The organism is Nonomuraea sp. NPDC003201 (genome assembly GCF_053590415.1).
The window spans coordinates 1-22,882 of record NZ_JBSFTC010000135.1; the positions used below are offsets into that span (position 1 = coordinate 1).

Below are 22,882 nucleotides of genomic sequence, written 5' to 3' on the forward strand. Positions count from 1 at the left end.
CCTGCCGCGCCCGCATCGCGGGCGCCGGGTCCAGGGGGCACTTCGCCGATCTGGCGATGTCGTACTCCGGGATTGTCGTCACTGTTTCCTCCTGGAACGCGTTTCAAGCGAGCTTCACGGGCCGACTCGCGGGCCTGGCCGATCCCCGCACTGGCGACGGCCCGGTGGTTTAAATCAACCGATTGATTTAAACCCTAGCGTGGGGCGGATGCCTGTCAAGCCGGAGCGGCCCTCGACGGGACGACCGTCGGCCCGTCGCTTGAATAGGCTGTCCTTCCGTCCCACCTCGCCGGCACGGCCGAGGACCTGCGGCGGCCTGTGGGACTGGGCCGTCGCGGGCTGCGCGAAAGTCCCGGTGCGGTGAATGACGATGATCAGCAAGATGACACGGGACGAGCAGGTCAGCGCGACCCGGGAGGCGCTCCTGGCCGCGGCCGAGCGGCTGTTCGCCGAGCGCGGCGTGCACGCCGTCGGCAACCGCCAGATCAGCGAGGCCGCCGGGCAGGGCAACAACGCCGCGGTCAGCTACCACTTCGGCACCAAGGCCGACCTGATCCGCGCGATCGCCCGCAAGCACGCCGAGCAGATCGAGCGCATCCGCGCACGCATGATGGCCGGCATCGACGGCTCCACCGACTTGCGCGACTGGGTCGCCTGCCTGGTCCGCCCGCTCACCGAACACCTGGAGACCCTGGGCAGCCCCACCTGGTACGCCCGCTTCACCGCCCAGGTCATGGCCGACCCCGCGTTCAACGCGATCATGGTGGACGAAGCCCTGACCGCCGCCCCGGTGCTGCGGCTCTTCGGCGACGGCCTGGCCCGGTGCATGCCCGGCCGCCCCGCCGGCCTCCACCGCGAACGCACCACCATGGCCCGCCACCTCATCGTGCAGATGTGCGTCGAGCGGGAACGGGCCCTGGCCGAACACGCGCCCACCTTCCGGCCCACCTGGGACGACACGGCCGACGGCCTGATCGACGCGATCGTCGCGATGTGGCAGGCCCCCGTCCGGGGCACGCCGTAGCGAGCTCCTCGGCTGTGAAGAATTTCGCCGCGGCTGTCACAAGCCCGGAGGCTGTCCGGTCTTAGCTGGCGACCGGGTGGCGACGAGGCGGCCCGGCGGAGCGAAAGGGATCGCGTTGAAGATCGTGGTAATCGGCGGGACGGGCCTGATCGGGTCGAAGCTGGTGGCGAAGCTGGGCGAGCACGGGCACGAGGCGGTGGCGGCGGCGCCGAACACGGGCGTCAACACCCTGACCGGCGAAGGACTGGCCGAGGCGCTGGCGGGTGCGCAGGTGGTGGTCGACGTGTCGAACTCGCCGTCGTTCGAGCGGGCCGCGGTGCTGAACTTCTTCGAGACCTCCACGGGCAACCTGCTCGCGGCGGAGGCGGCGGCGGGCGTGGGTCACCACGTCGCGGTGTCGATCGTCGGTACGGAGCGGATGCCGGACAACGGCTACTTCGCGGCGAAGATCGCTCAGGAGCAGCTGATCGAGAAGTCGGGCATCCCGTTCTCGCTCGTGCACTCGACCCAGTTCTTCGAGTTCGCCCGCGGCATCGCCGACGAGGCCACGGCGGACGGCAAGGTGCACATCGCACCCGTGCTGTTCCAGCCGATCGCGGGTGACGACGTGGCCCAGGCGGTCGGCCGGACCGCGGTCGGAGCGCCGTTGAACGGCAGGGTCGAGATCGCCGGGCCCGAGGAGTACCGGATGGACGAGTTCTTCCGCCAGGCGCTGACCGCCTGGGGCGACCCGCGCGAGGTGGTCACCGACCCGCACGCGCGCTACTTCGGCAGCGAGCTGAGCGAGCGGTCGCTGGTTCCGGAGGACGGCGCCGTCCTCGGCACGATCAGCTACCGCGACTGGATCGGCCGGAACGCGACCGGCAAATAGCCGGAGGAGGCACGTGAGCGACCCGTTGCACGCAAAGGTCGCCCTGGTCACCGGAGCGTCGTCGGGCATCGGCGAGACCACCGCGCCGGCCCTCTCGGCGGAGGGGGCCCGGCGCTGATGGTCGGACGGCCTGGCGGGTGGCCGCCGGGCCCTTTATCTCGGAGGTAATCGACGTCCCGGGCGTTTGCCGAGAGGGTTGCGGCGTGAGTGCTGACACCCGTGACGTCGTGGAGGAGCTGCTGCGCAGGATGGCCAAGGGCGATCATCCCCGCACCGCGGAGTTGTTCGCCGAGCCGGTCGACTGGCAGCTCGACTGGCCCGCCGAGGGGCATCCCGCGGTGCCGTGGATCCGGCCCCGGTCCAGCCGGGCCGACGTGGCGGACCATTTCCGGTCGCTGGAGGCCCACCACGTGCCCGAGCTGAACGGCACGTCGGTGGCGCGGATCCTGGTCGACGGGACGCACGCCGTCGTGCTCGGGGAGATCGCGCAGACGGTACGCGCCAGCGGGGTCGCGTACACCTCGCCGTTCGCGCTGCACCTCACGGTCGAGGACGGGCTCATCACCCGCTACCACATCTACGAGGACAGCCTCACGGTCGCGCGAGCCCTCGGCGGCCGCCGGCCCTGAGCTCTCAGCCGTGCCGGGGGCGGGAGCTTTCGCGGGGGTGCAGCTCCGTCTGCAGCACCATTCGGGCCGCCGGCCGGGCCGGGTTGTCGATCCGGCTGGCCAGCAGTTGCGCCGCCGCCCGCCCCAGCTCGTACGTCGGCTGCCGGACCGTGCTCAACCCGGGCCGGAACAGCCGGGCCCACGGGATGTCGTCGAACCCGATCACCCCCACCTGCCCGGGGATCGGCACCCCCCGCTCGGTCAGGCACTCCACCGCCCCCACCGTCATGAGGTTGTTGGCCGCGAACACGGCGTCCATCTCCACCCCCTCGTCCAGCAGCGCGGCCATGGCCGAGTAGCCGCCCTCCTCACGGAAGTCCGCGTGCCGCACCAGGGCACGATCCACCGGCACGCCGGCCGCGCGCAGCGCCCGATGGTAGCCGCGCAGCCGCCGCATCGCGGTGGACATCCGCCGCGGGCCCGTGATGCACGCGATCCGCCGGTAGCCGGACGACAGCAGGTGCGCGGTCGCCATCTCCGCGCCCTTCTCGTTGTCCACCATCACCGCGTCGACCTCGGTCTCGGCCAGTTCGCGGTCGATGGTGACGACGGCGGTGCCGGCGGCGACCAAGGCGGAGATGTCCGTCGAGTCGTCCGCCGGAGAGATGATCACGCCGGCCATGTTGTCGGCCAGCGCCACCGCGATGTACTCGGCCTCCCGGGCCCGGTTCTCGTCGGTGTTGCACAGGACCACCGAGTACCCGAACTGCCGGCCTCCGTCCTCCACCCCCCGTACCAGAGAGGTGAAGAACGGGTTGCCGACGTCGGAGACCAGCACCGCCCACAACGTCGTCTGCCTGCGCCTGAGATTGCGCGCCACCCCGTTGGGCCGGTAGCCGAGCTCCCGCACGGCCGCGAGCACCCGCCCCGCCAGTTCCGGGTTGACCGTGGAACGGCCGTTGAGCACGCGGGAGACCGTCGCTGCGGAGACCCCGGCGTGCCGCGCGACATCTTGGATCTTGATCAACCTCGTCCGATCTCGGAGACAGGGGCAGGAGAAATCGATTACGCAGGCGGGAACGGCAACCGCTCCGCCACCGGCGCGAGCCCGAACGGCTTGTGCGGCAGCGTCTGGTACCAGTACGCGACCGAGGAGAAGTCGTCCGAGCGCTTGTTGGCGTGGCCGTGCTCGATCGTCACCCTGATGGACTCGGTGAACGTGATCGGGTCCTCGACGTGGAAGCGGTAGAGGGAGATCTCGCCGCTCCAGTTGTCCCCGCCGGGCATGGTGATGCCGTGGTACGGCGCGTGGTAGGTCTGCGTCGGGCACCAGGCGGTGTTGAAGTAGTCCTCGGTGCCGGTGCCGTGCAGCGAGGGCGGGAACGGCTCCCCGTCGATGAAGATCATGTCATCGCCCTCGCCGTACCAGTTCCAGTCGCTGGTCTCGCGCAGGTTGCGGATGTTGAGCACGCAGCCCACGTAGTGGCCGCGCCCCTCGGCGTCGAGGATGACGTAGTTGCCGTCGCCCGTGTCGTTGATGCCCTCGACCTGGTACTCGCGGTTGCTCTGGGTGCCCTGCGGGACCCCGTCGGTGGGCCGCTCGCGCCGCCACTGCGCGTGGAAGTAACCGAGGTCCTCGGCCGCCGAGTCGAACAGCTCGTAGTCGACGTAGTAGTAGAAGAAGACCGGCTCGGCCGACAGCTCGCTGATCAGCTCCACCTTCGCGCGGCTCGCGAACGGCATGTGGAACCACGAGTTGAAGCTCTTGCCGTCCTGCGGGCTCATCTGCAGCGGCGCGGAGACGAAATTCGCGGTCTTGGCGTGGCCCATGCCGAAGAAGTCGCCGAGCGGCACCAGCACGCTGGGGTGCTCCTGGTCGTCCCAGGTGATCTTCAGCACGAGCCTGCGCAGGTAGTCGACGTCCACCGCGTCCGGCACGTCCTTCAGGGGGAGCGCCACCGTGCACCAGATGTGGTTGATCGAGCCGGGGCCCTCGATGTCGGCCAGGGTCACGGTGGTGCCGGCCTCGACGGTCAGCCGGTCCTCGTTGCCGCCGGTGCGGTCGTAGCTGGAGACCCGCTTGCGCCTGGAGGTCCGCAGGCGGGGCAGGTCACGCAGGCTGCTGCCGTGGTTTCCGTAGCTCATATGATCCTCATTCACTTCAATCCGGAGGTCTTGATCGCCTCGACCAGGCGGCGCTGGCCGAGCACGAACGCGATCAAGGTGGGCACGGCCGCGATCACCGTCGCGGCCAGGACGTAGTTCCAGGCCGAGCCGTACTGGCCCTGGAGGGTGGCGATGCCGACCTGCACCATGCGCAGCTCGGGGTCGCGGGTGGCGGTCAAGGGCCAGAGGAACGCGTTCCAGTTGGCCAGGAAGAACAGCACGGCGAGGGAGGCGAGCACGGGCCGGCTGAGCGGCACGACCACCTGCCACCAGCGCCGGAAATATCCGCATCCGTCGAGATCTGCCGCCTCTTCGAGCTCGCGCGGGATCGTCAGGTAGTACTGCCGGAGCAGGAAGATCCCGAACGCGTGGAAGATCGCCGGCAGGATCAGCCCCGCGTACGTGTCGAGCAGTCCGAGCTGCCTGGCCACCAGGAACAGCGGCACGAGGATCACCGGCAGCGACACCAGCAGCGTGGAGACGATCATCGAGAAGATCACCTGCCGCCCGGGGAAGCGCAGCCGGGCCAGCGCGTAGGCGGCCATCGAGTGCAGCACGAGCGCGACCACCGTGACGGCCACGGAGACGACGAGGCTGTTGAGCATGTACCTGCCGATGGGCACCTCGGTCAGCACGTAGAGCAGGTTGTCCAGGGTGAGGCGGCTGGGCAGCGCCACCTCGAACAGCTCGTCCGCCGGCTTCAGCACCGTCACCAGCAGCCAGACCAGCGGCGCCACCGTGACGGCCGCCAGCACGTACCCGACGAGGGCGCGCAGCCTAACCGACATCGAACCTGCCTCCCTTCGTGAGCCCGAACATCAGCCCCGTGGCCACGACCAGGAACCCGACCACGACCGTGGTCAGCGCCGCCGCGTAGCCGTAGTTGTTGAAGGTGAAGGCCTGCTGGTAGATGTAGAAGACCACGCTGGACGTGCTGTTGGCCGGACCGCCCTTGGTCAGCACGTAGACGAGGTCGAAGGCCTGCAGGCCGGTCACCGCGCCGACGGTCGAGTTGACCAGCACGAAGAAGCTGGTCGGCCGGAGCAGCGGCCAGATGACGTGGCGGAAGCGCTGCCACGAGGTGGCCCCGTCGACGCGCGCCGCCTCCTCGTACTCCTTGGGGATGTCCTTGAGCCCGCCCAGCAGGATCAGCATCTGATACCCCATGAGGAACCAGATGCTGATCACCACCAGCGACCCGAGCGCCAGCGCGGGGTTGCCCAGGAACGACACGTCGCCCAGGCCCACCGGCCGCAGCAGCGCGGGCACCGCGCCCTGCTTGTCGGCCAGCAGGAACTGCCACACCACGCCGACCACGACGAGGCTGATGACGTGCGGCAGGAAGAACATCGTGCGCACCAGGCCGACGCCGGGGAAGTGGTCGCGGACCAGCAGCGCGAGCCCGAGGCTGACGACGAACCCGATGGGGACGAAGGTCACCATGTACGTCAGCGTGACCTTGACGCTCTGCCAGAGCTGCGCGTCCTCGGCCATCTGGCGGAAGTTGTCCAGGCCGACGTACGTGTAGCCGCCGAACCCGTCCACGCTGAACAGCGACACGCCGACGGCCAGCACCATGGGGAGGCCGGCGAAGACGAGCAGGCCGAGCAGGTCGGGCGCGACGAACGCGTACGCGGCCAGGGCCTCCCTCCTGCGCCGGGTCCACCACACGCGGGGCACGGCCTCGCCGGCGACCGCCGTACCCGGATCGACCAATGTGGCCACGACTACCGCCTTTCGCTCAGAGGGTCGCCCGCCGGGTGTCTCCGGCGCGGTTTCACTGGGAGCACGCGGGCACCTGCCCCCAACCGGACCGCTGCGACGCAACCCTCCGGCCGCGTCGCCGAGGCCCGGCTGGAACATGACCGCCCGCCCATCGCCCGGCCGGACGATAGTGGTCGTGGGGTCGCGCCTGGGCAGGTGCCAGAGCATGGTCTCCCGCCCATCGCGCGGCCGGACGGTAGTGGCCGTGGGGTCGTGCCCGCGAAGGCGTCAGAGCATGACCGCCCGCCCATCGCGCGGCCGGACAGTTGTGGCCGTGGGGTGGCGCCCGCGAGGGCGTCAGAGCATGGCCGCACCCTTGTAGCCCTTCAGGAAGGTGTCGATCTTGGCGGCGGCGTCCGCCGCCGCCTTGGCCGGGTCCACCCCGCCGAGCTGGGTGGCCTGGATGGCGTCCGAGACGGCCTTGTACACCTCGGGCGTGTAGCGGGGCTCACCCCGGCCGCCCGGCACCACCTGCTCCAGGAACACCTTGAGCGCCGGCTTGTCGAACGCCCCCGCCGCCTTGGCCGCCTCCTGGACGGACTTGCGGGCCGGCAGGTTCGTCTTGACGACCGTGTTCCACTGCCGGCCGCGCTCGACGCCGGCCGCGTCGGTGGCGCCCAGCGCCCAGGCGATGAACTTGGCCGCCGCCTCCGGGTTCGCCCCCTTGGCGTTGGCGACGAACGCCCACCCGCCGATGTCGGTGGTGTAAGTCCCGCCTTCAGGAACGGGAAGCCGGAACACCCCGTATTTGAAGTCCTTCTTCTCCTGCTCCAGCTGCGACACCGACCAGATGCCGCTCTGCTGCATGGCGACGGACCCGCTTGCGAGGTTCGCCGGGGCGTTGCCCGCGCCGTCGCCCTGCGGCTTGCGCGGCGCGACCTTGTTGTTGACCGCGTCCTGCCAGAGCTTCAGCGCCTGGTGTACGCCGGGCACGTTGAACCCGGCCCCGCCGTTCTGCGGCACGGCCGAGCCGCCGGCCATCCACATGAACGGGTACCAGGTGAAGTTCTGGTAGTAGCCGGGGATGGTCTCGAAGAGGATGCCGAACTGGTCCTTGGTGGTCAGCTTGGCGGCCACGTCCAGCAGCTGGTCCCAGGTCTGGGGGAGGTCGCCCTCGGCCAGCTTCGCCTTCTCGAAGGCGTCGACGCTGTAGTACATGGCCAGCGGCTCTTGTTCCATCGGCAGGCCGTAGATCTTGCCGTCCACCTTGCGCGTGTCGAGCACGCCGCCGTCGAAGTCGGCGATCTGGTCGGGCTTGAGGTGCGGCGTGAGATCGGCCAGTACGCCGCCGTTGTGGTAGCGGAGGAAGTCGCCGGGGCTGAGCAGGAAGATGTCCGGCCCCTGACCGGCGGAGAACGCGGTCTGCAGCGCCGTGCCGGCGAGGTACTCGGAGACGGGCAGGTAGTGGAGCTTGACCTTGACCTCGTTGCTGGCGTTCCACGCCGCCACCAGGTCGGTGAACCACTTGCTCTGCGCGTCGGCCTGCGGGTTGGGGCCGTAGAAGTTCCAGAACGTCAGCTCTTTGGCGTTGCCGGTCTTCCCGCCGCCCCCGCACGCGGACAGCAGCGGTGCCGCCATCGCCGACCCTAAGACGACGGCGCCGCCACGCAGCAGAGATCGGCGGGTCACCCTCTCGAAAGCCGACATGTCGCATCCTCCTGATCTTGCAGAAAGCTCGGGGGGTGAGCAATCGATTTCCCAGAAAGGTAGGCGTCGGGGCGGCAACCGTCAAGAAGTTCCTGCTACAGCTTGCCGAATCCGGGAATCGATATCTCCCCGAGACCTGCGACCCCGCTCCGGCGGCAACCGTCGCCACGGTGGGCGTGCCCCCCATCGGCTCAGCACCGCGAACCGCCGCCCTCCCCGGCAATCCGCCGGCGACCCCCCCGGACCTCCGGCCCGTCGTGCTGATGCCGTCGCGACAGGGTTCAGGCGCCGAGGTGCGGGGCTCCGTTGGGAGCGGATGCCTGCGCGGCGGGAGGGCTGTCGGGCGGTGCGGCACGGGCATGCCCTGGAGGGTGCCCGGTGTGCTGGTGGTCGGGCTCGGTGGTGGTCGGGCTTGGCGGTGGTCGGGCTTGGGTGGTCGGGCTTGGGTGGACGGGGCACTGGGGCGAGGTGTGGCGGCTGCCGGTCATGTGCGACGGAGGGCCGGTGCGGGGTCTCGGCATCGGGGTTCGAGAAATCGGTTCACCGTTGTGATTCTGTGATGTGAAGCGGGATTGACGGGTTAAAAGGTCGGATCTAGGTTGAGGGAAATCGATTTCTGAGCAATCGATTTCTCGTATGCATGGAGGATGACAACCCGTGGCACGTATCGGAGTGCTGAGCATCTCGGACGGGCGGGACTTCGTCGCCCGCGATCTCGTTGAGCACATCACCCACGCCACCACCGCCCTCGCGGAGGCGTTGCGCAAGGAGGGCCACGAGGTCATCGTGGCGCCGGAGATCGTGTGGACCAACGAGCTGGCCACCTCGCAGGCGCGGTGGCTGGCCGATCGCCGGCCCGATCTGACCATCTTCAACTACGCGGTCTGGGCCTTCCCGCATTTCACCATGCTGGCCGCCGAGTCCACCCCAGGACCGCTGCTGCTCATGGCGAACATCGACCCCGCGCAGCCCGGCATGGTCGGCATGCTCGCCGGCGGCGGTGGCCTGGACCAGATCGGCCGGGTGCACGCCCGCGCCTGGGGAGACATCGACGACCCCGCCGTCAGGGAGCGCGTGCTGACCGAGGTGCGGGCCGCCCAGGCGGTCCGGGGCCTGCGCGGCTCGACGTTCGGCCGGATCGGCGGCCGGCCGATGGGCATGTACACCGCCGTCGCCAACACCGACCAGTGGATGCGTACGTTCGGCGTGGACGTCGAGGAGATCGACCAGTGGGAGATCGTCCGGCGGAGTGAGAACGCCTCCCAGGCGCGGGTCACCCAGGCCCGCCAGTGGCTCGAGGCCAAGGGGAACGTGCACTACGACGGCAAGCAGCTCACGCCGGACCTCCTCGAACGCCAGATCCGCACGTACTACGCGATGCGCGAGCTCATCGACGAGTGGAACCTGGACTTCTCCGGCATCAAGGGCCAGCCCGAGCTGACCACCCACTTCTGCACGATGGACCTCGCCGAGGCCTTCCTCAACGACCCGTACGACTGGGAGGGCCCGAAGGACACCCACGTCTGCGCCACCGAGGCCGACATGGACGGCGCGCTGACGATGCAGATCCTGAAGCTGCTGAGCGGCGACCCGGTGCTCTTCGCCGACGTCCGCCACTACCACGCGGACAAGGACGTCTGGGACCTGTGCAACTCCGGCCAGCACGCCACCTGGTACGCGGCCAGGTCCGACGACCCCGAGGAGAACCTCGCCAGGACGCACTTCTACCCCGAGGTGTTCTTCTTCCCGGCGGGTGGCGCGAGCGTGCACCACCTCGCCGCGCCCGGCGCCGCCACGTTCGCCCGCCTCACCCGCAGGGACGGCCGGTACCGCATGCACGTGATGCGCGGCGACTTCGAGCTGTACGACGACGCCACCAACGAGGCGATGGCCCGGCAGTCCACGTTCGAGTGGCCGCACGCGTTCACCAGGCTGCACGTGCCGGCCACCGAGTTCCTCGGGCGGTTCGGCTCCAACCACATCCACGCGGTCCCCGGCGACTACATCGCCGAGCTGGAAGCGGTCTGCAAGCAGCTGGGTGTCGAGTTCGAGGGGTTCGGCGATGCGGCTTAGTCCTCTCCTCCTCGCGGCCGCGCTCGTCCTGGGCGGGTTGAGCGCACCGGCGCAGGCGCAGGCGAGCGCCAAGGGACCCGTTGGCTGGGACGTCTACCGCAGGCTCGACCGGCTGCCCGAGCTGCCCGTCGGCGTGCAGACCAAGCAGTTCTCCAGCTTCGACCGCACCGGCGACAACAACGACGGGTTCGAGGGCACGTACTCGTGCCTGAGCACCAGCCCCCAGGGCTGCGTGATCGCCGAGCACACCGGCGCCGGCGAGGTGCAGGCCATCTGGTTCACCAGGGACGGCGGCGACGTCAGCAGGACCGGCAGGATCACGGTCGAGCTCGACGGCAGGAAGGTGGTGGACACGAGCCTCCAGGACCTGGTGAACGGCAAGCTCGGCGCCCCCTTCGCCTACCCCCTCGTGGGCAACGCCGACCAGAGCTCCGGCGGCGTCTACGTCGAGGTGCCGATGCCGTTCACCCGCTCGATGCGCATCACCACCGAGCACAACCCGCTCTTCCACCACGTCAGCTACCGCACGTTCGCCGACGCCGAGGGCGTGAGCACGTTCGACCCGGCCGACAAGGCGCAGGACGTCATCGACCGGCTCAAGGCGGGCGGCGACCCCAAGCCCGCCATCCCGGGCGCGCGCTCCCAGGACGCCGCGATCCGCCTCGCCCCCGGCCAGTCGGTACGGGTCGCGCGCACCCAGGGCGCCGGCCTGCTGTCGGCGATCAAGCTGAAGCTGCCCCAGGCCGAGCAGGTGCTGCCCAAGGCCGAGGCCGACGAGGGCCGGGCGTTCGGCCGGAACGGCTCCAGCGAGTTCACGGTGAAGATCGACCCCGCCAACGACGGCGTGCGGCTGACCAGGCGCATCGACCCGGCCATCGGCAGGCAGGTCGCCAAGGTCCTGGTGGACGGCCAGGAGGTGGCCCAGTGGCCGCCGAGCAGGCTGGGCGCCGCCGGGATGTGGGCCGAGGAGGTCGTGGACCTGCCGGCCAGTGCCACCAAGGGCAAGTCGCAGATCACGGTCAAGAACGTGTTCGCGTCGTCGGACCTCGACTACAACGAGTTCACGTACTGGGCGGACAGCGCCGGCAAGCGTACCGACACCGTGGACGTGGGCGACGCGGCCGATGAGGCCGCGCACCGCTACACGATCGTCGCGCAGACCTGGCAGGGCGAGCGGACCTTCGCCTTCCCGATGGACCCGCCCCAGCTGGCGAAGATCAGGACGGCGCAGGAGATCCTGCAGGGGCTGCGGCTGCGGATCACGTTCGACGGCCGGCGCACGGTCGACTCGCCGGCCGGCGAGTTCTTCGGCAGCGGGCACGCGATGCTGCCCGTCAAGTCGCTCATGTACGCGGTCGACGCCGCGACCGGCACGCTCAGCGCGTGGTGGCCGATGCCGTACCGGACGGGAGCGACGGTCGAGCTGTTCAACGACTCCGGCCGCACGATCGAGGGCCAGGCGACGGTCATGTCAGCAAAACGCCCCGTATCAGGAAATGTCGGTTATTTCAGGACGCAGTCCCGCGCCGGCGGCACCACCCCCGGCACGAGCTGGCCCTTCCTGCGGGTCTCCGGCGCGCAGGGCAAGTTCGTCGGGATCAGCCACACCATGCGCGGCCCGACCAACCGCAACTACCTGGAGGGAGACGAGCGCGTCTATGTGGACGGCTCGCGCACCCCGCAGATCCACGGCACCGGCACCGAGGACTTCTACCAGGCGGGCTGGTACTTCAACCGCGAGACCTTCAGCACCCCGTTCCACGGCAACACCGCCCACCTGGCCCCGGCGACCGGCTGCCCGGCGGAGAACGACTGCACCGGTGCGTACCGGCTGATGATCGGCGACGCCGTGCCGTTCGCGGGCTCGCTGACGTTCGACATCGAGCACGGCTGGACGAACGACGTCGAAGGCGTCTACTCCTCCACCGCCTACTGGTACGGCTCCGACCGCGCCGCGACGGCACAGACGGACTCGCTGACGGTCGGCGACCCGGCGAGCGAGCGGCAGCACGGCTACACCGGGCAGGGTGAGGTCACCACCCTGGAGTCCGCGTTCGAGGGCGACTTCAGGAACCCCGTCACGCTCAAGACCACCCAGCGGGTCGCGCAGGCCCCGGTCACGTTCCGGCTCACGATCGACCGGAACAACCAGGGCGTCGAGCTGCGCCGTACGAGTGACCAGAGCGTCGCCGGGCAGCACGCCGAGGTCACCGTCAACGGGCGGCGGCTGGCCGACTGGGTGCAGCCGCTGGGCAACCGGACCCGCAGGTGGCTGGAGGACGTCTACCAGATCCCGGCGGGCGTCACGCGCGGGCAGCGGGAGATCACCGTCCAGCTGACCCCGAAGACCCCCTGGTCGGCGGCCTCCTACACGGCGTGGAGCCTCCGGTGACCACCGTCCTGGCGATGCGGGCCATCGGCAGGTCCTTCCCCGGCGTGCGGGCCCTCGACGGGGTGTCGCTCACCGTGGCGGAGGGCGAGGTGGTGGCCCTGCTCGGGGAGAACGGCGCCGGCAAGTCCACGCTGATGAACATCCTGGCCGGGGTGTTCAAGGACTACGAGGGCCAGATCGAGATCGGCGGCGAGGTGGCGCACATCCACTCGCCCAAGGACGCGCGGCGGCACGGGATCGCCATGATCCACCAGGAGCTCAACCTGGTGCCCGAGCTGTCCGTCGCGGACAACATCTTCCTCGGCCAGGAACGCGCGCTCCTCGACCGCAAGGTCACCGAGGCGCGCACCGCCGAGCTGCTGCGCGGCCTCGGGCTCGACCTGTCGCCGCGCACGCTCGTCAAACAGTGCAAGATCGCCGAACGTCAGCTCATCGAGGTGGCCAAGGCCCTGTCGCAGAACGTCCGCGTCCTGGTCATGGACGAGCCCACCTCGGCCCTGGCCGACGCGGAGGTGCAGCGGCTGTACGAGGTCATCCGCGACCTGACCGGGCGCGGCGTGGCCGTCGTCTACATCTCGCACCGGCTGGAGGAGCTGGAGGAGATCGCCGACCGGGTCGTCGTGCTGCGCGACGGCCAGTACATCGGCGAGCGCACCGGCATCAACCGGGACGAGCTCATCCAGATGATGGTCGGCCGCCCCCTGGGCGAGATGTTCCCGCGCGCGGACGGCGCCACCGAAGGTGAGGAGTTGCTGCGCGTCGAGGGGCTCCGCGTGCCGGGGGACCGGGACACCGGGCGTACGGCGCTGCGGGACATCTCGCTGACGGTGCGTACCGGGGAGATCGTCGGCGTGGCCGGGCTCATGGGCGCCGGGCGCAGCGAACTGCTCGAATCGATCTTCGGCGTGCACCGGCCGTCGGAGGGGTCGATCAGCCTGCACGGCGCGCCGTACCGTCCCAGGAGCCCCAAGCAGGCGATCGAGCGGGGTGTCGCGCTGGTCGCCGAGGACCGCAAGGCGCAGAGCCTCGTGCTGGGCAACAGCGTGGCCTTCAACGCGAGCCTGTCATCGCTCAGGCGGTACCTGCGGTTCTGGACCGTGGACCGGCGGCGCGAGGGCGCGGCCGTCGAGCAGCAGGTGCGCGCGCTGCGGGTCAAGACGCCCGGACTGCGCTTCACCGTCGGCAACCTCTCGGGCGGCAACCAGCAGAAGGTCGTGCTGGCCAAGTGGCTGCTCACGGCGCCCTCGCTGATCCTCATGGACGAGCCCACGCGCGGCATCGACGTGGGCGCCAAGGCGGAGATCCACGCGCTCATGTCGTCGCTGGCCGCCGAGGGCAAGGGCGTGCTCGTGGCCTCCTCCGAGCTGCCCGAGCTGCTCGCCATGTGCGACCGGATCCTCGTGCTCTGCGAGGGCCGCATCACCGCCGAGTTCCCGAGAGGCCGGGCGACGCAGGAGGCGATCCTCGAGGCCGCCATGGCAAGACAGCAGGTGACCCTATGACAACCGTGAAGACCGCGCCGCCCGTGCAGGCGCCGGGGGAGAGCCGGATGCGGCGCACGCTCTCCGCCCTCGGGGCCGCGCAGGCGTACATCGGCCTGGTGCTGATCCTCGCCGTCGGGATCGCCACCAAGGGCGAGATGTTCCTGAACGAGACCAACCTCACCAACGCCATCGGCGCCTTCGCCTCCCGCGGCATCCTGGCGGTCGGCGTCACGCTGGTGATCCTGACCGGCGGCATCGACCTGTCCGTGGGCTCGCTGCTGGGCATCGCGTCGATGACGGCCGCGATGATGCTCGCCAAGTTCTCGCTGGAACCGTGGCAGATCGTGCCGATCTGCATGGTGGTGGGAGCCCTCTTCGGGTTCCTGAACGGCGCCGGCACGGCCTGGCTGCGCATCCAGTCGTTCGTCATGACCCTGGCCATGCTCTCGGTCGTACGCGGGCTCGACCGGCAGGTCAGCGACAACGTCAGCGTCGGCACCCAGATCGCCGGGCCCGACGGGAAGCTGACGCCGCAGGCGGAGGCGTTCCAGCTGTTCGGCACCCCCGGGCACAACCTCTTTGATCGCGTCTACTATCCGGTGCTGGCCTTCATCGTGGTCTGCGTCGTCTTCCACCTGATCCTGACGAAGACCCGGTTCGGCCGGCACGTGTACGCCGTCGGCGGCAACCCCACCGCGGCCCGGCTGTCCGGCGTCAACGTCACGGCGGTCACGATCGCCGTCTTCACCCTGTCCGGCATGCTCGCCGGCTTCGCCGGGCCGATCGACGCCGCCTACAGCGCCTCGGCCGACCCCCAGGCCGGGCAGTCGTTCGAGCTGGACGCCATCGCCGCCGCCGTCATCGGCGGGGCGTCGCTGGCGGGCGGCAAGGGCACCATCGCCGGCACGTTCGTGGGGGCGCTCATCCTGACGCTCCTGGACAACGTGCTCGGCCTCAACGCGGTCAGCGACAACTGGCAGCTCGTCATCAAGGGACTGATCGTCGTCGTGGCGGTCGTCCTGCAGCGTCCCGATCTCTTCAAGATCTTCCGAGGAGGGTCTCGATCATGAAGAAGACCATCACCATCGCGTTGTGCGCGCTCCTGGCCGCCGCGTGCGCGTCCAAGGCGCCCGCGCCGTCGGCCTCGTCAGGCGAGAAGAAGAAGTTCGTCGTCGGCTATTCGCAGTCGAACAACGCCGAGCCGTACCGGGCCCAGCTCAACCTGCAGTTGCAGCACTTTTTGAAGAAATATCCGGACATCGAGTTGCTGCCGATCGCCGACGCCAAGCAGTCGAGCGCCACGCAGGTCTCCCAGGTCCAGAACTTCATCACCCAGAAGGTCGACGCGCTCATCGTCTCGCCCACCGAGCCCGCGCCGCTGACGGCGGCCGTGCAGCAGGCGTGCGACGCCAAGATCCCCGTGATCGTCCTCGACCGCACGGTGAACACCGACTGCTACACCGCCTTCATCGGCGGCGACAACGTGCTCATCGGCAGGAAGGCGGGGGAGGAGGCGGTCAGGCTGCTGCCGGACGGCGGCAACATCGTCGAGCTGCGCGGCATCATGTCCAACCAGCCGCAGATCGACCGCGACAAGGGCTTCCGCGAGGCCGTCGCGGCCAACCCCAAGATCAAGATCATCGCCGACCGCGAGGGCAAGTGGGTGAAGGAGCAGGCCACCCCGATCATGCAGCAGTGGCTCGCCCAGCACGAGCGGATCGACCTCGTGTACGGGCACAACGACCCGATGGCGCTGGGCGCGTACCTGGCGGCCCAGGCGGCGGGCAAGGCCGACAAGATCAAGTTCATCGGCATCGACGGCCTGGCCATCCCCGACGGCGGCATCCGCGCGGTCCAGCTCGGCCAGCTCTCGGCCACGTTCGTCTACCCGACGGGCGCGCAGGAGGCGGCCGACACCGTCAACAAGATCCTGCACGGCGGGCAGGTCGAGAAGAAGCAGGTGCTCGGCACGACGCAGGTCACCAAGGACAACGCGGCCGAGCTCTACAAGCAGTTCGACCTGTCGGGGCAGAACTGATGTTCCTCGGAGTCGACATCGGCACCTCCAGCTCCAAGGGGGTGCTCGTGGCGCCCGACGGCACGGTCGTGGCGACGGCGGTCCGCGAGCACCGCACCGCCTCGCCGCGGCCGGGCTGGTTCGAGCACTCGGCGCAGGACGTCTGGTGGGCGGACTTCACCTCGATCGTGGCGGAGCTGGGCCGCCCGGACGTCGCCGCCGTCGGGCTGAGCGGGATCGGGCCGTGCGTGCTGCCCTGCGCGCAGGACGGCACGCCGCTGCGGCCCGCGATCCTGTACGGGGTGGACACCCGGGCCACCGCCGAGATCGCGGCGCAGACCTCCCGGTACGGCGCCTGCGCGATCCTGGAGCGGTGCGGGTCGCCGCTGACCTCCCAGGCGGTGGGGCCGAAGCTGGAGTGGCTGCGCACCCACGAGCCCGAGGTGTGGGCGCGCACGCGGCGGATCTTCATGGCGCACTCGTGGCTGGCGTACCGGCTGACCGGCGCGTACGTGCTCGACCATCACGCGGCCAGCCAGTGCACGCCCCTGTACGACACCCGTACCCACGAGTGGATCGACGACTGGGAGCTCTTCCCCGAGCTGGAGCTGCCCGCGCTGGCGTGGAGCGGCGACGTCGTCGGCACCGTGACGGAGGCGGCCGCCGCCACCACCGGGCTCCCGAAGGGGATCCCGGTGGTGGCCGGGACCATCGACGCGTGGGCCGAGGCGCTGAGCGTGGGGGCGACCTCGCCGGGCGACGTCATGCTCATGTACGGGACGACGATGTTCCTGGTCGAGGTGCTGGCCTCGCGGGCCGTCTCGCCGCGGTTGTGGGGGACCGTGGGGGTCTCGCCGGGGACGTACAACCTGGCGGCGGGGATGGCCACGTCGGGCGCGGTCACCGGATGGCTGCGCGACCTGACCGGCGCCTCGTTCGAGTCGCTCACGGCCGAGGCCGCGGCGGTGGGGCGCGGGGCGGAGGGGCTGCTCATGCTCCCCTATTTCGCGGGAGAACGCACGCCTCTCTTCGATCCGGACGCGCGCGGCACCCTCATCGGCCTGACGCTGCGGCACGGGCGCGGGCACCTGTACCGGGCCGCGCTGGAGGCGACCGCCTTCGGCGTGCTGCACAACCTGGAGGCCATGCGTTCAGCGGGCGGGTCGGCCAAGCGGCTGGTCGCGGTGGGCGGCGGCACCAAGGGCGGGCTGTGGACGCGGATCGTGTCCGACGTGCTCCAGCAGGAGCAGGTCCTGTCCACCCACACGGTGGGCGCCGCCTTCGGCGACGCCATGCTGGCGGCGCAGGCCTGCGGCGTCTCGTGCGCGGGCTGGAACCCGGTGGCGTCCGTCGTGGCGCCCGACCCGGCCGCCGCCGGGGACTACGCACGGTTGTACGGGCTCTACCGGGACCTGTACGACTCCACCGCCCACATCGCCCACGAGCTCGCGACCCGTTAACGGGGGGTGCTGCTCTGGCGGGCGTGGAGCTCGGCGGGCAGGACGATCGTGGCGGGCTTGGCGGCCGGGGTGGCGATGCGGTCGACCAGCAGGCGGGCGGCCATGCGGCCCAGCTCGTACGTCGGCTGCGTCACCGTCGACGGCGACGGGCGCACCAGGTCCGCCCACGGGATCTCGTCGAAGCCGACCAGGCCGACCTGCCCGGGCACGTCCACCCCGCGCTCGGTCAGGCAGCGCAGCGCGCCCACCGTCATGAGGTTGTTGGCCACGAAGACCGCGTCGGGAGGCTCGGGAGAGGACAGCAGTGCTGCCATCGCGTCGTAACCCCCCTGCTCGCGGAAGTCCGCGCGGACGATCACAGGGTCACCGGGCAGCGCCGTCGTGTAGCCGCGCAGGCGCAGGTCGGCGGTGCTCACACCCTCTGGCCCCGCGATGCACGCGATCCGCCGGTATCCGGCCGCGAGCAGGTGCTCGGTGGCCGTGCGCGCGCCTCCCTCATTGTCGACCACCACCGTGTCCACGGCGCCCCGGGGCAGCTCCCGGTCGACGGCGACGACGGGCACGGGCGAGTCGATGAGCGTCTTGGCCGCCTTGACGCTGCCCGAGGAGGAGATGATGACGCCGGCCATCTGCTCGCTCAGCGCCGCCGCGACGTAGGTCTCCTCCTTGGCGGGGTCTTCGTCGCTGTTGCACAGCACGACCGAGTAGCCCTCCTGCTGCGCGACGTCCTCGACGCCGCGCACCATGGAGGTGAAGAACGGGTTGCCGATGTCGGAGATGATCACGGCCCAGAGCGACGTACGGCTGCGCCGCAGGTTGCGCGCGACCGCGTTGGGGCGGTAGCCGAGCTCGCGGACCGCCGTGAGCACCCGGGCGACCATGGCGGGGTCGACGGTCTGGGCGCCGTTGAGCACGCGGGAAACGGTGGTGGCGGACACGCCTGCCTCCCGTGCGACATCGTAGATAGTGGGCATCGCACCAAGTTTCTACCATCGCGGAGCCCCGCGCCCCTCATCGCCGCAGGTTGGGGTCGAGGTCCTGGTTCAGGAATCGCTTTCCGATCGTGATCATACTTCCACATTTCCTGAAATGTTGAAATGTGCCGGTTTACCTGGGCAAATGCTCAACTGAAATCCTGACAAATCAGGGCTTGACGGCTGTCAGGCCGCGATTGTACGTTCATCGAGAAATCGATTGCTCAGATCTCTTCTCCCTTCACCCCCACTTCACGGCCTCCTGACTGCCATGCGCTCAGGAGTCCCGCACCGCCAGGAGAAGTCATGTTCTCGATCGTTCGACGATGTTTGGGCGCGGGCCTGGCCACGCTGCTCACGATGACCATCACCGCCGTCCCGGCGGCGACGGCCGCCGCCTCGCCGCCGCCCAGCCCGTTCTTCTCGACCGTGCAGATCGACTCCGGCGCGACGGTCGGCGCGCCCGCCGCGGGCGACAACCGCAACCACGGCGACCTGTGGCCGAACTGCTGGTCCGACGACGACAACGTCTACACCGCCTACGGTGACGGCATCGGGTTCGCGGGCGTGTACAGCGACATCGGCGTGGCCCGCATCTCGGGCATGCCCGGCAACCTGACCGGCGCGCAGCTGCCGATCGGCGACAACGTCGGCCAGGTGTGGACGGCGAACCACACGCGCAAGCCCACCGGCATGGCCTGCGTGGGCGGCACGCTCTACCTGGCCGTGCAGGACCTGGCGTTCGACTTCGACGACGCCCCGGCGGCGACGATCGCGAAGTCGACCGACCACGGCAGGACGTGGACGTGGGACAGGTCGGGGCCGATGTTCGGCAACGGGGTGTTCACCACGATCATGTTCCTGGACTACGGCAAGGCGTACGGCAACGCCCCCGACGGTTACGTCTACGCCTACGGCCTCGACCACAACTGGCGCGACTCCTTCGCGAACCGGGTGCCCGACCCGGTGGACCTGTGGCTGGCCCGGGTGCCCAAGGACCAGGTGCAGAACCGGTCGGCCTGGGAGTTCGTCAGCGGCTTCGCCGCCTCCGGCGCGCCCACCTGGTCCGCGGACATCGGCCGGCGGGTCGCGGTCATGCACGACGACCGGCGCATCTACCAGGACGTCTACACCGCCAACCGGGCCAAGAACCTGACCGTGCTCAGCCAGGGCGGCGTCGTGTACAACAAGCCGCTCAACCGCTACCTCTACACGTCCTGGACGGAGTACACCTTCGAGTTCTACGAGTCGCCGACGCCGTGGGGCCCGTGGAAGCACTTCTCCGGCAAGGACTTCGGCGGCTACCCGTGGACGACGGCCAAGCACGGCGGTTACGCCACCACGATCCCGTCCAAGTACATCAGCGCCGACGGCAAGTCGATGTGGCTGCAGTCGAACGTCTGCCCGTGCGGCGGCGGCTTCCCCGACGGGCAGCACTGGGCGTACACGTTCTCGCTGCGCAAGATGCGCCTGGAGCCGCACGTGGACACCACCCCGGCCAACGTGCCCGACGGCGCCAGGAACCTGGCCCGCGAGCCGGGCACGACCGGCGTCGAGCGGGTGGCGCATTTCGGCAACGTCGGCTTCTACAACGACGGCAACAAGGCGCAGAGCGAGGACGACTGGAACGACGAGCGCAAGGGCGCGAGCTGGTGGGGCTACACCTGGCCGCGCGAATACCTGATGAACAAGGTCGCCTTCACCAGCGGGCAGATGTTCGGCGACGGCGGCTGGTTCGCGAGCGATCTGCGGGTGCAGGTCCGCAGGAACCACGAATGGGTGAACGTCACCGGGCTGCGCATCACGCCCGACTACCCGTACGACAACTCGGCGGGCCCGAACCGCACGTACGAGCTGGGCTTCAACCCGGTGGACGGCGACGGCGTGCGCGTCATCGGCGCCCCCGGCGGCACCCGCACCTTCACCTCCGTCGCCGAACTGGAGGTGTACTACACGGGCACCAGCGGGACCATGTTCGGCGGCTCGCCGGCGGATTTCACCGGTGACGGCAAGGACGACATCGTGGCCTTCACCCACGGGGCGAGCGCGGACGTGTGGGCCGCCGCCTCGACCGGCACGGGCTTCGGTGCGTCCGCGAAGTGGCACGACTTCTTCGCCCCGAGCGGGGAGATCCCCTACACCGGCGATTTCACCGGCGACGGGAAAGCCGACATCATCACCTTCACCCAAGGGACCACCGGCGACGTGTACGTGGCGCCGTCCACCGGCAACGGCTTCGGACCGGGCGTGAAATGGCACGACTTCTTCGCCCCGAGCGGTGAGGTCCCGGCGGTGGGCGATTTCGACGGTGACGGCAAGGACGACATCGCGACCTTCGCCCGCGGGACGACCCAGGACGTCTTCGTGGCCCTGTCCAGCGGGAACGGGTTCGGCGCGGGCCAGAAATGGCATGACTTCTTCGGCCTGAACGGCGAGTTCCCGGCCGTCGGTGACGTCAACGGGGACGGCAAGGACGACATCATCGTCTTCACCCAGGGCTCCACGGCGGACGTGTACGTGGCCATGTCCACCGGCCACGGCTTCGGCCCCGCGACCAAGGTGGCCGACAGTTTCGCGCCCGGCGCGGACCAGCCCCGCGTGGGCGACTTCGACGGCGACGGCAGGGACGACATCGCCGCCTTCACCAACAACCCCGCCGCCGACGTCTTCGTGGCCCTGTCGGACGGCGCCGGATTCAAGGCCGCCACGAAATGGCACGACGACTTCGCCCCGGCGGGCGAGTTCCCGTACGTCGGCGACTACGACGGCGACGGGAAGGACGACATCGTCACCTTCACCAAGGGCGCCACGAACGACGTCTTCGTGGGGTTGTCGAACGGCACTTCCGCCTTCGGCACCGGCGTCAAATGGCATGACTTCTTCGGCCTCGACGGCGAAACCACCCTCTGATCCAGGAGACATCATGCGTAAGTCCCGAATCGGTCGCGTGTTATCCGTCACGGCGGGCGCGCTGGCGATCGCCGCCGCCTCGGCCATGCCCGCCCAGGCGGCCCCCGACCCCGGCAAGCACCGCTCCAACGCCGAACTCCTCCTCGCCTGCCCGTCCGTCCCCGCCGGCCACGACCAGTGGGTGACGACCGCCGTCCACCGGGTCGGCCGCAGCCTCAACGCCAACGACAAGGTGATGCTCGCGGCGTTCGAGGCCGGCTGGGTCGAGTCCCACATGAACAACCTCAACTGCGGCGACAAGGACTCCCTCGGCGTCTTCCAGCAGCGCCCGAGCCAGGGATGGGGCACCCCTGAGCAGATCCTCGACGTCAGCTTCGCCGCCAACTCCTTCTTCACCCGGGCCATCAGGAACGACGCGGCCAACCCCGGCTACACCCCGGGGCAGCTCGCCCAGAGCGTCCAGCGCTCCGCCTTCCCCGACCGCTACGACCAGTCCGAGGCCAAGGCCCGCTCGCTCCTGAACGAGGCCGCCTGGACGCACGGCATGCAGGCGGGCTCACCGGCCGACTTCGACGGCGACGGCAAGGACGACATCATCACGTTCGCCAAGAACGCCTCGGCCGACGTGTACGTCTCCACCTCGAGCGGCACCGCTTTCAACGGGACGTCGGTGAAGTGGCACGACTTCTTCGGGCTGGGCGGCGAGACCACCTACACCGGCGACTTCACCGGTGACGGCAAGGACGACGTCGTCACGTTCACGCACGGCTCCAGCGGCGACGTGTACGTGGCGCCGTCCACCGGCACGGGCTTCGGTCCCGCCGCGAAATGGCATGACTTCTTCGCGCCCGGCGGCGAGATCGCGGCGGTCGGCGACTTCGACGGCGACGGCAAGGACGACATCGCGACCTTCGCCCGCGGGACGACCCAGGACGTCTTCGTGGCCCTGTCCAGCGGGAACGGGTTCGGCGCCGGCCAGAAATGGCATGACTTCTTCGGCCTGAACGGCGAGTTCCCGGCGGTGGGTGATGTCAACGGGGACGGCAAGGACGACATCATCGTCTTCACCCAGGGTTCGACGAATGACGTGTATGTGGCTACGTCCAATGGGACGGGTTTCAACGCCGCGGTGAAGATGCACGACAATTTCGCGCTGGCGGGTGAGCAGCCCCGGATCGCGGACGTCAACGGTGACGGCAAGGACGACATCGTCACGTTCACCAACAACAACCTCGGTGATGTGTGGGTCGCGATTTCGAACGGTCAGGGCTTCGGTCCGGGCGTGAAGTGGAACGACTGGTTCGCTCCGAACGGCGAGTTCCCCTACACCGGTGATTTCGACGGTGACGGCAGGGACGACATCGTCACCTTTACCAAGGGCGCCACGAATGACGTGTTCGTGGGGTTGTCGAACGGCACCACGGCCTTCGGCGCCGGGGTCAAGTGGCACGACTTCTTCGGTCTCAACGGCGAAACCACCCTCTAGAAGGAG

The 22,882-nt window shown here is 69.6% G+C and carries 17 protein-coding genes; 11 read left to right on the forward strand and 6 right to left on the reverse strand.

Annotation, left to right across the window (positions count from 1 at the left end; translation table 11 throughout):
- The first annotated feature begins 382 nt into the window (after positions 1 to 382).
- From ACWDX9_RS35270 to ACWDX9_RS35280, 3 genes are all read left to right on the forward strand, one after another.
- Positions 383 to 1,024, forward strand: coding sequence for a TetR/AcrR family transcriptional regulator (locus tag ACWDX9_RS35270; RefSeq protein ID WP_449961734.1), 642 nt, complete (start codon positions 383 to 385; stop codon positions 1,022 to 1,024).
- A 124-nt stretch (positions 1,025 to 1,148) separates the two neighbouring features.
- Positions 1,149 to 1,895 carry an SDR family oxidoreductase gene (locus ACWDX9_RS35275; RefSeq protein ID WP_449961787.1) on the forward strand — a complete coding sequence of 249 codons (747 nt, stop codon included), beginning with the start codon at positions 1,149 to 1,151 and terminating at the stop codon, positions 1,893 to 1,895.
- A 203-nt stretch (positions 1,896 to 2,098) separates the two neighbouring features.
- Positions 2,099 to 2,524: a nuclear transport factor 2 family protein gene (locus ACWDX9_RS35280; RefSeq protein WP_449961737.1), complete on the forward strand. Its 426-nt coding sequence runs from the start codon at positions 2,099 to 2,101 to the stop codon at positions 2,522 to 2,524.
- 4 nt (positions 2,525 to 2,528) lie between these two features.
- Here ACWDX9_RS35280 and ACWDX9_RS35285 read toward each other — a convergent pair whose 3' ends face one another.
- The 5 genes from ACWDX9_RS35285 to ACWDX9_RS35305 all read right to left on the reverse strand — a co-directional run bounded on the left by ACWDX9_RS35285 (position 2,529) and on the right by ACWDX9_RS35305 (position 8,080).
- Positions 2,529 to 3,530, reverse strand: coding sequence for a LacI family DNA-binding transcriptional regulator (locus ACWDX9_RS35285; RefSeq protein ID WP_449961740.1), 1,002 nt, complete (start codon positions 3,528 to 3,530; stop codon positions 2,529 to 2,531).
- Positions 3,531 to 3,568: 38 nt separating this feature from the next.
- Positions 3,569 to 4,648 carry a glycoside hydrolase family 172 protein gene (locus ACWDX9_RS35290; RefSeq protein WP_449961743.1) on the reverse strand — a complete coding sequence of 360 codons (1,080 nt, stop codon included), beginning with the start codon at positions 4,646 to 4,648 and terminating at the stop codon, positions 3,569 to 3,571.
- 11 nt (positions 4,649 to 4,659) lie between these two features.
- Positions 4,660 to 5,457, reverse strand: a complete 798-nt coding sequence (locus ACWDX9_RS35295; protein WP_449961746.1) for a carbohydrate ABC transporter permease — start codon at positions 5,455 to 5,457, stop codon at positions 4,660 to 4,662.
- The gene (locus tag ACWDX9_RS35300; protein WP_449961749.1) at positions 5,447 to 6,394 is read right to left on the reverse strand and encodes a carbohydrate ABC transporter permease; all 948 of its coding nucleotides are present in this window, start codon (positions 6,392 to 6,394) and stop codon (positions 5,447 to 5,449) included. Before ACWDX9_RS35300 ends, ACWDX9_RS35295 begins: the two co-directional genes overlap by 11 nt.
- A 336-nt stretch (positions 6,395 to 6,730) precedes the next feature.
- Complete coding sequence (locus tag ACWDX9_RS35305; RefSeq protein ID WP_449961752.1) at positions 6,731 to 8,080, reverse strand: ABC transporter substrate-binding protein; 1,350 nt, start codon at positions 8,078 to 8,080, stop codon at positions 6,731 to 6,733.
- Positions 8,081 to 8,737: 657 nt separating this feature from the next.
- Here ACWDX9_RS35305 and ACWDX9_RS35310 point away from each other — a divergent pair.
- From ACWDX9_RS35310 to ACWDX9_RS35335, 6 genes are read left to right on the forward strand one after another with little or no spacing between them, the layout of a single operon-like run.
- On the forward strand, positions 8,738 to 10,153 hold the full coding sequence (locus tag ACWDX9_RS35310; RefSeq protein ID WP_185074646.1) for an L-fucose/L-arabinose isomerase family protein: 1,416 nt from the start codon (positions 8,738 to 8,740) through the stop codon (positions 10,151 to 10,153).
- Positions 10,143 to 12,545 (forward strand): glycoside hydrolase family 172 protein, encoded by a 2,403-nt coding sequence (locus ACWDX9_RS35315; RefSeq protein WP_449961756.1) that lies wholly within the window; start codon positions 10,143 to 10,145, stop codon positions 12,543 to 12,545. The genes ACWDX9_RS35310 and ACWDX9_RS35315 overlap by 11 nt, the downstream gene beginning before the upstream one ends.
- Entirely contained in the window at positions 12,542 to 14,047 is a 1,506-nt protein-coding gene (locus tag ACWDX9_RS35320; protein WP_449961759.1) for a sugar ABC transporter ATP-binding protein, read from the forward strand. Before ACWDX9_RS35315 ends, ACWDX9_RS35320 begins: the two co-directional genes overlap by 4 nt.
- On the forward strand, positions 14,044 to 15,099 hold the full coding sequence (locus ACWDX9_RS35325) for an ABC transporter permease (RefSeq protein ID WP_449961762.1): 1,056 nt from the start codon (positions 14,044 to 14,046) through the stop codon (positions 15,097 to 15,099). The genes ACWDX9_RS35320 and ACWDX9_RS35325 overlap by 4 nt, the downstream gene beginning before the upstream one ends.
- Positions 15,096 to 16,067, forward strand: coding sequence for a substrate-binding domain-containing protein (locus tag ACWDX9_RS35330; RefSeq protein ID WP_449961765.1), 972 nt, complete (start codon positions 15,096 to 15,098; stop codon positions 16,065 to 16,067). Before ACWDX9_RS35325 ends, ACWDX9_RS35330 begins: the two co-directional genes overlap by 4 nt.
- Positions 16,067 to 17,506 carry an FGGY-family carbohydrate kinase gene (locus ACWDX9_RS35335; RefSeq protein WP_449961767.1) on the forward strand — a complete coding sequence of 480 codons (1,440 nt, stop codon included), beginning with the start codon at positions 16,067 to 16,069 and terminating at the stop codon, positions 17,504 to 17,506. Before ACWDX9_RS35330 ends, ACWDX9_RS35335 begins: the two co-directional genes overlap by 1 nt.
- Here ACWDX9_RS35335 and ACWDX9_RS35340 read toward each other — a convergent pair.
- Positions 17,503 to 18,480 (reverse strand): LacI family DNA-binding transcriptional regulator, encoded by a 978-nt coding sequence (locus ACWDX9_RS35340; RefSeq protein WP_449961770.1) that lies wholly within the window; start codon positions 18,478 to 18,480, stop codon positions 17,503 to 17,505. The genes ACWDX9_RS35335 and ACWDX9_RS35340 overlap by 4 nt on opposite strands.
- A gap of 306 nt (positions 18,481 to 18,786) precedes the next feature.
- On the opposite strand from ACWDX9_RS35340, the gene ACWDX9_RS35345 reads away from it, so the two are divergent.
- Positions 18,787 to 21,390 (forward strand): FG-GAP-like repeat-containing protein, encoded by a 2,604-nt coding sequence (locus ACWDX9_RS35345; RefSeq protein ID WP_449961773.1) that lies wholly within the window; start codon positions 18,787 to 18,789, stop codon positions 21,388 to 21,390.
- 13 nt (positions 21,391 to 21,403) lie between these two features.
- On the forward strand, positions 21,404 to 22,876 hold the full coding sequence (locus ACWDX9_RS35350; RefSeq protein WP_449961776.1) for an FG-GAP repeat domain-containing protein: 1,473 nt from the start codon (positions 21,404 to 21,406) through the stop codon (positions 22,874 to 22,876).
- The last annotated feature ends 6 nt before the right edge of the window (positions 22,877 to 22,882 follow it).

What these genes read in the sequence shown, in the direction of transcription:
- ACWDX9_RS35295 (WP_449961746.1), bottom strand. Translation starts at nt 5,457, where the DNA reads ATGTCGGTTAGGCTGCGCGCCCTCGTCGGGTACGTGCTGGCGGCCGTC.
- ACWDX9_RS35325 (WP_449961762.1), top strand. Translation starts at nt 14,044, where the DNA reads ATGACAACCGTGAAGACCGCGCCGCCCGTGCAGGCGCCGGGGGAGAGC.
- ACWDX9_RS35345 (WP_449961773.1), top strand. Translation starts at nt 18,787, where the DNA reads ATGTTCTCGATCGTTCGACGATGTTTGGGCGCGGGCCTGGCCACGCTG.
- ACWDX9_RS35330 (WP_449961765.1), top strand. Translation starts at nt 15,096, where the DNA reads ATGAAGAAGACCATCACCATCGCGTTGTGCGCGCTCCTGGCCGCCGCG.
- ACWDX9_RS35350 (WP_449961776.1), top strand. Translation starts at nt 21,404, where the DNA reads ATGCGTAAGTCCCGAATCGGTCGCGTGTTATCCGTCACGGCGGGCGCG.
- ACWDX9_RS35340 (WP_449961770.1), bottom strand. Translation starts at nt 18,480, where the DNA reads ATGCCCACTATCTACGATGTCGCACGGGAGGCAGGCGTGTCCGCCACC.
- ACWDX9_RS35315 (WP_449961756.1), top strand. Translation starts at nt 10,143, where the DNA reads ATGCGGCTTAGTCCTCTCCTCCTCGCGGCCGCGCTCGTCCTGGGCGGG.
- ACWDX9_RS35335 (WP_449961767.1), top strand. Translation starts at nt 16,067, where the DNA reads ATGTTCCTCGGAGTCGACATCGGCACCTCCAGCTCCAAGGGGGTGCTC.
- ACWDX9_RS35270 (WP_449961734.1), top strand. Translation starts at nt 383, where the DNA reads ATGACACGGGACGAGCAGGTCAGCGCGACCCGGGAGGCGCTCCTGGCC.
- ACWDX9_RS35305 (WP_449961752.1), bottom strand. Translation starts at nt 8,080, where the DNA reads ATGTCGGCTTTCGAGAGGGTGACCCGCCGATCTCTGCTGCGTGGCGGC.
- ACWDX9_RS35290 (WP_449961743.1), bottom strand. Translation starts at nt 4,648, where the DNA reads ATGAGCTACGGAAACCACGGCAGCAGCCTGCGTGACCTGCCCCGCCTG.